8 protein-coding genes are annotated in these 9,524 nt (G+C 74.6%); 2 read left to right on the forward strand and 6 right to left on the reverse strand.

The window, feature by feature from the left end:
- Both secA and ABQ292_RS25080 read right to left on the reverse strand, forming a co-directional pair.
- On the reverse strand, window positions 1-2,572 hold a 2,572-nt coding region (gene secA, locus ABQ292_RS25075; RefSeq protein ID WP_369210428.1), incomplete at its 3' end, for a preprotein translocase subunit SecA.
- Window positions 2,573-2,651: 79 nt separating this feature from the next.
- The gene (locus ABQ292_RS25080; protein WP_369210429.1) at window positions 2,652-3,353 is read right to left on the reverse strand and encodes an SDR family NAD(P)-dependent oxidoreductase; all 702 of its coding nucleotides are present in this window, start codon (window positions 3,351-3,353) and stop codon (window positions 2,652-2,654) included.
- A 43-nt stretch (window positions 3,354-3,396) separates the two neighbouring features.
- Here ABQ292_RS25080 and ABQ292_RS25085 point away from each other — a divergent pair, with 43 nt between their 5' ends.
- Both ABQ292_RS25085 and ABQ292_RS25090 read left to right on the forward strand, forming a co-directional pair.
- Complete coding sequence (locus ABQ292_RS25085; RefSeq protein ID WP_369210430.1) at window positions 3,397-3,789, forward strand: pyridoxamine 5'-phosphate oxidase family protein; 393 nt, start codon at window positions 3,397-3,399, stop codon at window positions 3,787-3,789.
- Window positions 3,790-3,800: 11 nt separating this feature from the next.
- Complete coding sequence (locus ABQ292_RS25090; RefSeq protein ID WP_369210431.1) at window positions 3,801-4,439, forward strand: GNAT family N-acetyltransferase; 639 nt, start codon at window positions 3,801-3,803, stop codon at window positions 4,437-4,439.
- 62 nt (window positions 4,440-4,501) lie between these two features.
- Here ABQ292_RS25090 and hpf read toward each other — a convergent pair whose 3' ends face one another.
- From hpf to mtrB, 4 genes are all read right to left on the reverse strand, one after another.
- On the reverse strand, window positions 4,502-5,197 hold the full coding sequence (gene hpf, locus ABQ292_RS25095; protein ID WP_369210432.1) for a ribosome hibernation-promoting factor, HPF/YfiA family: 696 nt from the start codon (window positions 5,195-5,197) through the stop codon (window positions 4,502-4,504).
- A gap of 78 nt (window positions 5,198-5,275) precedes the next feature.
- Window positions 5,276-6,055 (reverse strand): ComF family protein, encoded by a 780-nt coding sequence (locus ABQ292_RS25100; RefSeq protein ID WP_369210433.1) that lies wholly within the window; start codon window positions 6,053-6,055, stop codon window positions 5,276-5,278.
- A gap of 174 nt (window positions 6,056-6,229) precedes the next feature.
- Window positions 6,230-7,942, reverse strand: a complete 1,713-nt coding sequence (locus tag ABQ292_RS25105; protein WP_369210434.1) for an LpqB family beta-propeller domain-containing protein — start codon at window positions 7,940-7,942, stop codon at window positions 6,230-6,232.
- The coding region (gene mtrB, locus ABQ292_RS25110) for an MtrAB system histidine kinase MtrB (RefSeq protein ID WP_369210435.1) at window positions 7,939-9,524 on the reverse strand (1,586 nt) is incomplete at its 5' end. The genes mtrB and ABQ292_RS25105, both read right to left, overlap by 4 nt.

Below are 9,524 nucleotides of genomic sequence, written 5' to 3' on the forward strand. Positions count from 1 at the left end.
TGCCCTCCTGCGCGGCGGCCAGCGCCTTGGCCTCCGCCTCGGCCTGCTTGGCCGCGGCCTCGGCGTCCTGCTGCTCCTTGGTCTTGACCTCCAGGTTGAACAGGAAGCCGACCGACTCCTCCTTGATGCCGTCGAGCATCGCGTTGAACATGTCGTAGCCCTCGCGCTGGTACTCCACGACCGGGTCGCGGTTGGCCATAGCGCGCAGGTGGATCCCGGCCCGCAGGTAGTCCATCTCGTAGAGGTGCTCGCGCCACTTGCGGTCGAGCACCGAGAGCAGCACCCGCCGCTCGAGCTCGCGCATGACCTCCGAGCCGAGGGTGGCCTCCCGCTCACCGTAGGCGCGGTGGGCGTCGTCGAGCAGCTCGGACTTGAGCACGTCGGCGGTCAACGCGGCCTGCTCGCCGTCGGCGACCCGGTCGAGCAGCTCCTGCACCGTGGTGCCCACCGGGTAGAGGGCCTTGAGTCCGGTCCAGAGCTGGTCGAGGTCCCAGTCCTCGGCGTAGCCGGTCTCGGTGGCGCCGTCGACGTAGGCGGCGACGACCTCGTCGAGCATGTGCTGCACCTGCTCGTGCAGGTCCTCGCCGTCGAGGACCTTGCGGCGCTCGTCGTAGATGACCGTGCGCTGCCGGTTGAGCACCTCGTCGTACTTGAGGACGTCCTTGCGCACCTCGAAGTTCTGCTGCTCGACCTGCGTCTGCGCCGAGCGGATGGCCCGGGTGACCATCTTCGACTCGATCGGCTGGTCGTCGGGGACGCGCAGCGTGGTCATCATCGACTCGAGCATCGGGCCGTTGAACCGGCGCATCAGGTCGTCGCCGAGGGACAGGTAGAACCGTGACTCGCCCGGGTCGCCCTGCCGGCCCGACCGGCCGCGCAGCTGGTTGTCGATCCGGCGGCTCTCGTGCCGCTCGGTGCCCAGCACGTACAGGCCACCGGCCTCGGTGACCTCCTCGTGCTCGGCCCTGACCTGGTCTCTGGCCGTCGCGAGCGCCTCGTCCCAGGCGGCCTCGTACTCGTCGGGCGTCTCCGACGGCGAGAGGCCGCGCGCCCGCAGCGCCTCGTCGGCGATGAACTCGGGGTTGCCGCCGAGCTGGATGTCGGTGCCGCGGCCGGCCATGTTGGTGGCCACGGTGACCGCGCCGAGCCGCCCGGCCTGGGCGACGATCGCCGCCTCGCGCGCGTGGTTCTTGGCGTTGAGCACCTCGTGCGGGATGCCGCGGCGGAGCAGCAGCCGGGAGAGGAGCTCGCTCTTCTCGACGCTGGCGGTGCCCACGAGCACCGGCTGGCCTGCCTCGTGCCGCTCGGCGATGTCGTCGATGACCGCGTCGAACTTGGCCGACTCGGTCTTGTAGATGACGTCGGAGCGGTCCTCGCGGACCATCGGCCGGTTGGTCGGGATGGGGACGACGCCCAGCTTGTAGGTCTGGGAGAGCTCGGCCGCCTCGGTCTGGGCGGTGCCGGTCATCCCGGAGAGCTTCTCGTAGAGCCGGAAGTAGTTCTGGAGAGTGATCGTGGCGAGCGTCTGGTTCTCGTCCTTGATCTTCACCCCCTCCTTGGCCTCGATGGCCTGGTGCATTCCCTCGTTGTAGCGGCGCCCGGCCAGCACGCGGCCGGTGAACTCGTCGACGATGAGCACCTCGCCGTTGCTGACGATGTACTGCTGGTCGCGGTGGAAGAGCTCCTTGGCCTTCAGCGCGTTGTTGAGGTAGCCGATCAGCGGGGTGTTGACCGCCTCGTAGAGGTTGTCGATGCCGATCTGGTCCTCGACGAACTCCACACCCTCCTCGGTGACGGCGACCGTCCGCTTGGCCTCCTCGACCTCGTAGTGCACGTCCCGCTTCATCATCGGCACGATCCGAGCGAACTCGAGGTACCACTTGCCGGCGGACTCGGCCGGGCCGCTGATGATCAGCGGGGTGCGCGCCTCGTCGATGAGGATCGAGTCGACCTCGTCGACGACGGCGTAGTTGTGCCCGCGCTGCACGAGATCGGCCTTGCTCCAGGCCATGTTGTCGCGCAGGTAGTCGAAGCCGAACTCGTTGTTGGTGCCGTAGGTGATGTCGGCGGCGTACTGCTCGCGGCGGTGCGCGGGACGCTCGCCGGACAGGATCGTGCCCACCGACAGGCCGAGGAACCGGTGCACCCGGCCCATCCACTCGGCGTCACGCTTGGCCAGGTAGTCGTTGACCGTGACCACGTGCACGCCCTCGCCGCTCAGGGCGTTGAGGTAGGCCGGCAGCACACCGGTCAGCGTCTTGCCCTCACCGGTGCGCATCTCGGCGATGTTGCCCAGGTGCAGCGCGGCACCGCCCATGAGCTGCACCCGGAAGTGCCGCTGGCCCAGCGTCCGGCTGGCGGCCTCCCGGACGACCGCGAAGGCCTCCGGCAGCAGCTGGTCGAGCGTCTCGCCGTCCTCGACGCGCGCTCTGAACTCGTCGGTCTTGGCGCGCAGCTCGGCATCGGAGAGGTCGGAGACGTCGTCCTCGAGGAGCTCGATCGCGTCGGCGATCCGCTCCAGTCGACGGACGAGCTTGCCCTCACCGGCTCGGAGGATCCTGGAGAACACCACGCCACCAGCGTAGGCGGCGCACCCCTGTCCGCGGTCCCGCGCCGCCGACCTGGGGGCGCGGCCTCGTCCCACGCGCCCCTCAGCGGCGCACGAGCCGCCGCTCCCTCGGGTCGAGGACCACCTCGCGCGCTCCCTCGCGCAACCCGTCGAGCACGGCGGTCACCACCTCGCCTCGGTCGTGCCCCTCCGGCAGCCGCGGGGGCTCCCCGGCCAGGGCGCGGTCGACCAGACCTGTGTCGACGTGCGGCGGCTTCACGTCGAGCACGGAGACCGACCGGCTGCGCAGCTCGCGCCGCAGCACCGAGGCCCACGCCGACAGGGCGGCCTTGCTGGCCGAGTACTCGGCCATGCCCAGCGTCGGGGCGTCGGCCACGATCGCCGACAGCAGGACGACGGCCCCGCCGTCGGCCAGGTGCGGCAGCGCGGCGCGGACGAGGCTCATCGGGGCCAGCGTGTTGACGGCGAAGAGCTCCTCGGTGACGGCGTCGTCGGCGTCGGCCGCCGGGCCGAAGGCCACCACACCCCACGCGACGACGACCGCGTCGAGGCCGCCGAGGGCCTGCGCGGCGGCGTCCACCGCGCTGCGCACGGAGTCGACGTCGACCGCGTCCGCGGCACGGGCCGGCGCGCCGCCCAGCTCACCGGCCAGCGCCTGCAGCCGCCCGTCGTCCCGCCCGGTCAGCGCCACCCGGGCGCCGGCCGCGGCCAGCGCCCGCGCCAGGTCCCCGCCCAGCGCCCCCGTCGCCCCGGCCACCAGCACCCGTGCCCCCGCCAGCTCCACGCCGGGCCGGTGCCCGCCGCGTCCGAGACCTAACCTCACTCCCGTGGCCCACGACCTGGACGATCTCGGCACGGAACTGCTCGCCTTCCTCACCGAGCGGCACCTGGCCACGCTGACCACGCTGCGCGCCGACGGCAGCCCGCACGTCGTGCCGGTCGGCGTCACCTACGACCCGGACACGCGCACCGCCCGGGTGATCACGTCCGGGGGCTCGGCCAAGGCCCGGCACGTGCGGGCCGGTCAGGCGCGGGTGGCCGTGTGCCAGGTCGACGGCCGCCGCTGGCTGACCCTCGAGGGGACCGCGGTGGTGCGCGACGACCGCGTTGCCGTCGCCGACGCCGAGGCCCGCTACGCGCGGCGCTACCGCACCCCCCGGGACAACCCGGCGCGGGTGGTCCTCGAGATATCGGTCGACCGGGTGCTGGGCAACGCATGACCATTCGGGGCATGACTGCTCCTCGGCCCCGTCCGGAGGCTCGTCGCGAGCCTGCGAGCGATGAGAGGGACGGGGTCCTCTCCCTGACCGGCGTCGACCTGACCACCGAGGTGGTCCGCACCCCCCGTCTCGTGCTGCGCCCGTTCCGCGCCGACGACGTCCCGGCGGTCCACCGCGCCTCGCAGGACCCGGAGACGCAGCGCTGGGTCACCGGCGTCCCGGTCCCCTACGGCCTCGAGGACGCCCGCGCCTTCGTCGAGGGCGTCGGGATGACGCACCGGGTCGAGGGGCGGGGCCTGCCGGTGGCGGTCGAGGCCGACGGCGAGCTGGTCGGGACAGCAGGGATCTCGCTCGGCCCGGGACGCCTCGGCCCGGAGATCGGCTACACCATCGCGCCCTGGGCGCGCGGGCGCCGCTACGCCGCGGAGGTCACCGACGGGCTGGCCACCTGGGCGTTCGCGCACGGCGCGCCGCGGGTGCACCTGTTCGTCGACGTGGACAACGCCGTCTCGCAGGCGGTGGCGCGGCGGGCCGGCTTCACGCGGGAGGGCGTGGTGCGGGCCTGCCTCGCGCGGCGGGACGGCAGCCGCGCCGACGCCGTCCTGTTCGGCCGGCTCCCCGGGGACCGGGCGGGTGGGACCGGCGGCTGAGCAGTGGGGACGGCGACCGGGCCGACGGGGGCCCGGCGGTGCGCCGGGTCCCCGCCGTGCGGTCAGCGCGGGACGGCCGCGGGTTCGGCCGGTGCCGCCGAGGACGCTGCGTCGTGCGAGCCCAGCGGCGGCTCGACCAGCCGGATGAGCCCGTAGTCGAAGGCGTGCCGCCGGTAGACGACGGTCGGCAGGCCGGTGTCGGCGCAGTGGAAGAGGTAGAAGTCGTGCCCCACGAGCTCCATCTCGTGCAGGGCCTGGTCGACGGTCATGGGGACGGCGGGGTGGTGCTTCTCGCGCACCACCCGGCCGGGCAGGTGCTCGTCGAGGTCGGTCACCAACGGCTCCCCGTCGAGCGGCTGCTCGGGCGCGGGGTCGGCGGTGGTGAGGGCGGCCATCGGCTCGGGCTCGAGGACCGCGCCGCCGAGCCGGACGCTGGGCGGGGTGCGCCGGCCGTGGTGGACGTGCCGGCGGTCGTTGGCCCGGCGGAGCCGGTTGTCGAGCTTGCCGGCGCTCAGGTCGAGCGCGGCGTAGAAGTCCGGCGCACAGGCCTCGGCCCGGACCACGGGCCCCTTGCCTCGCAGGGTGATCTCGACGCGCTGGCAGTTCGCCGACTGGCGGGGGTTCTTCTCGTGGAAGAGCTCGACGTCGATGCGGGACAGCTTGCCGTCGAAGCGCTCGAGCTGGCCGACCTTGTCCTCGACGTGCTGTCGGAAGTGCTCGGGGACCTCGACGTTTCGGCCACGGACCACGATCTCCATCAGACCTCCCGGTCGTCGACGGGTGTGACCAACAGCACGCTAGTCCCTGTCGGATGACCCCGACAGTCGACCATGCGGTCACGGAGCGTGATCGGCGCGCGCGTCCGTGACCGCCCAGGTGGGACCTGGGGATCGGTGGCCGGGTCCTCCTCGGGGCGTGGCCGAGACCACCGCGGCGAGGACCGGCGGGGCGCCGTCCGGGCGGGTCCCCGTCAGCGCGGCCGCCGCCTCGGACAGCGTCGCGCCACTGGTCAGCACGTCGTCGACGAGCACCAGCAGGGCACCCGGCGGTGCCGCGCCGGGCCGCCGGAGGAACGTGCCGGCCAGGTTGGCCCGGCGCTCGGCCACCGAGAGCCCCGCCGAGTCACGCACCCGGCCGGTGCGGGCCAGCAGCGGGACCGGTCGCGCCGCGACCCCGGCGGCGCGCAGCTCGGCGGCGGCGACCGTGGCGAGCTCGCGCACGTGGTCGCGGCCGCGGGCTCGCAGCGACGCCCGGCTCGGCGGCACCGGGACCAGGAGCACCGGCCGTGCGGGTACGACCGCGGCACCGGCCGCGACGGCCAGCGCGAGGGCGGCGCCCAGCGGACCGGCCAGCTCCGCCCTCCCCCGCTCCTTGAACGCGATCACCGCGGCGCGCACCGGCCCGGCGTACGCGCCGGCGGCCACGGTCGGCGGCAGACCGCGCGGCACCCGGCGCGGCGTGGCCACGCGGGGGGAGACCAGCAGCCGGGCGCACCGCCGGCAGAGCACCGACCCCGGCACCCCGCAGCCGGCGCAGGTGCGTGGCAGCACCAGGTCGGCGAGTGCGCCGGCCAGGCCGGCACCGGGGGCGTGCACCCGCGGCTGCCCGGCTCCCACCCGCTCAGCCTGCGGTGCCCACGGACGCTCGTCCCGCCGGCCGGCTGATCTGTGGACACCGGACGGCGGCCCCCGGGGTCCCCGCCGCGAGTCTGGCGAGGTGGTCGAACGGCCACCCTCCAGCGACCCCGCGCCGAGCCTGCGAGGCGGAGGGGCGAGGGTGGTCCTTCTCTGCTAGATCGGGAAGAACGGCTCGGTGCCCGGCAGCGGCTGCTGGCCGCGGATGAGCGTCACCCAGGTGCCGCCCGACAGCTGCCACACGGTGGAGCCGGCGCTGACCAGCGGCAGCTGGCTCGGCGCCGCGGCCACCGCCGTGGGCGGGCTGGGCAGCCCGGAGGTGGCCACATCGGTGAGCCCCCACCCGTCGACGCCGACGACGTAGGGCGCCACGCCCTCGTCGGCGTCCCCGGCCAGCACCATCAGGCTGCCCGCCGTCGGCCAGGCGACGTCGACGACGGAGCTCAGCGCCGGGGCCACCTCGCGCAGGTCGCGCAGTGCCACCGGCCCCTCCCCCGCACGGACGACGGTGCCGACCAGCAGCACCGTGTCCTCGCCGCGCGCGACGACGACGGCGGCACGCACCCCGTCGGGCGAGAGCTGCAGCGCCGTCGCCCGGCCCTGACCGGTCAGCGTCGGGGCGTTCACCGGCTGGGGCGATCCGCTCGCCGGCACGCGGACCACGGTGGCCTCGTCGCGGACCACCCAGAACTCCGGCCGGGTCGCCGCGACCGTCGGCACGGAGAGCCGGCCGCTGGACAGGATCGGCGCCAGCTCCCCGCCGTAGGGCCCGGCCAGCAGCGTCGTCGTCGCGCCGGTCACCGTCGTGCCGACCATCGAGGTCAGCGCGCTCATGCGCGGATCGGCCGACACCGCGGCGGCGGTCAGCCCGTAGGCGCCGTCCCCGGCCGGGCCGGGGGCGGGCTGGCCGTCGACGGTCATCAACCGGCCGGCGTCGAGGTAGTGGCCGTCGGCGTCGGCGGGCACCGAGTCGGGGGCGAAGCCGGCCCAGTCGTCGGTGCGCTGCACGGCGGGGACGCCCGCGGCCGAGAGCGGCTCGCCGTTGGTGCGGATCTCCACGGAGCTGACGTCGTCGACCTGGTCGAGCGACCACACCAGCTGGGCGCACAGCTCCGCCAGGTCCGCTCCGCCCCGGTCACCCAGGCCGGCGAGGTCGACGGTGGCCCTGGAGCCCGAGACGGTGACCGCCCGGGTGAGCGTGATGCCGTCGAGGGAGTTCAGGACCCCGGCCGCCAGCGCCGGCGAGGGGCCCTCCAGCAGCCGCTGCACCAGCGTGGTGGGCTGCGCCTCCCCGGTGAGCAGGTAGCGCGGGTCGGGCACCACCCGCTGCCCGGTCGGGTCGACGAAGTAGGCCGCGCGCGCGTCGTACAGACGCTCGAAGTCGGGCACGAGCATGAGCAGGCCGTCGGGCGGGTTGGTGATCCGCCACTCGCCGTCGACCTCGGTGAGGACGAACTCGTGGGTGAAGGGCTCCCCCGCCGAGCCGGTGAAGACGCCACGGGTGTCCACGCTGCCGACCAGGTCGCCGGTCACGAGGACGGTGCCGGCGTCGGTGGTCACCGTGGCGTAGTCGGGGCCGATCAGGGTGATGCCGGCCTCGTCGGACCAGGTCTCGGCGGCCTCGGGCACCAGGTGCTCGCGCGCCACCGGGTGCTGGGCCACGGTGCTGGCCGCGGCGACGACGAAGCTGCGCACGACCTCCTCGGGCGTGGCGTCGGCCGGCGGCTCCACCGGTTCGATGCCCACCGGTCCCGCGGGCCGGGCCGGGGCCTCGGTGATCTGTACCGGCGCGGAGCCGGTGGGCACCGTCGAGCAGGCGGTCAGCAGGACGAGCAGCAGGGCGGCCAGTGCCGGTGGCAGACGTCTCACGGGCGGACCCCCGGCCGGCGGACGATCGTCGGCCGCAGCGGCAGCGGCGAGCTGGTGAGGTCGGTGCCGGCGGTGACCGGGAGGGTGAGCCGGAACTGCGCGCCCAGTCCCGGCTGGCCCCAGACCTGCAGCCAGCCGCCGTGCAGCCGGGCGTCCTCGAGGCTGATGGACAGGCCCAGGCCGCTGCCGCCCACCGTGCGCACCCGGGACGGGTCGGCCCGCCAGAAGCGGTCGAAGACGTGCTGCGCCTCGGCGGAGGTCAGGCCCACCCCGTGGTCGCGGACGGTGACCGCCGCCGCCGTCCGGTTGGCCGCCAGCGTCACCTCGATGGGCCGGCCCGCGCCGTGCTCGACGGCGTTGCCGACCAGGTTGCGCAGGATCCGCTCGACCCGCCGGGCGTCGACCTCGGCGACCACCGGGCCCGGCGGGCAGGTCACCCGCAGCTCGCAGCCGTGCCGCGTGGCCAGCGACGACATCCCGTCGACCACCCGGCCGACCAGCGCCCCGAGGTCGGCGGGCTCCCAGTCGAGGACGGCGGCACCGGCGTCGTAGCGGCTGATCTCCAGCAGGTCCGACAGCAGCCGCTCGAAGCGGTCGAGCTCCTCGTGCAGCAGCTCGGCCGAGCGGGCCACGTGCGGGGGGAAGTCGCCGCGGGACTCGTGCAGCACGTCGGCGGCCATCTGCACCGTCGTCAGCGGGGTGCGCAGCTCGTGGGAGACGTCGGAGGTGAACCGCTGCTGCAGCTGGGAGAGTCCCTCGAGCTGGGTGATCTGCCGCTGCAGGCTGTCGGCCATCGCGTTGAAGCTGGTGGCCAGCCGGGCCAGGTCGTCCTCGCCGCGGACGGTCATCCGCTCCTCGAGCTGCCCGTCGGCCAGGCGCTGGGCGGTGCCGGCGGCGCGCCGCACCGGGTCGACCACCAGCCGCGTCACCAGCACGCCGATGCCCGCGACGAACAGCGTCAGGGCGATGCCGCTGATCGCCACGGTGGTGCGGATGAGCGAGAGCGTCTCCCCCTCCTGGTCGAGCGGGAAGGCGTAGTAGAGCTCCAGCTGGCCCGCCGACGAGGCCCCGCCCGGCACCGGGGACCCCACCAGCAGCGTGGGGCGGGGCACTCCGGAGTCGTTCGGCACCATCGCGTACTGGGCGTACTGCCCGCCGCCCTCGACGCCGGCGCGCAGCGCGCCGGGCAGGGCCGGGTAGATGCCCGGCCGGCTGACGACGGGCGGCCGCTCGGTGTCCCCCGTCCGGTAGACCATGACGACGTCGAAGTCACCGGCCGAGCCGCCACGGGTGAGCAGCTGCTGCACCGTGCGGTCGAGCGTGGCCCGCACGCTCGCGGCGTCACCGGCCGCGATGCCGACCACCTCGGTCTGGGCGTAGACCACCCCGGCCTGGGTCTGGTCGATCGCGGCCTGCTGCTTGACCGACAGCAGCTGCGTCCGGATCTGGCTGAACAGCACCAGGCTGACGATCACCACGACCGTGCCGGCCACGACCATCGTGATCGCCCCGATGCGCACGTGCAGCGACGACCGCCAGGCCGACACCGCGTGGGCGGCCAGCCGGCGGGTGCGGATGCGGG

Source organism: Geodermatophilus maliterrae (assembly GCF_041018925.1).
Taxonomy (GTDB): Bacteria; Actinomycetota; Actinomycetes; order Mycobacteriales; family Geodermatophilaceae; genus Geodermatophilus; species Geodermatophilus maliterrae.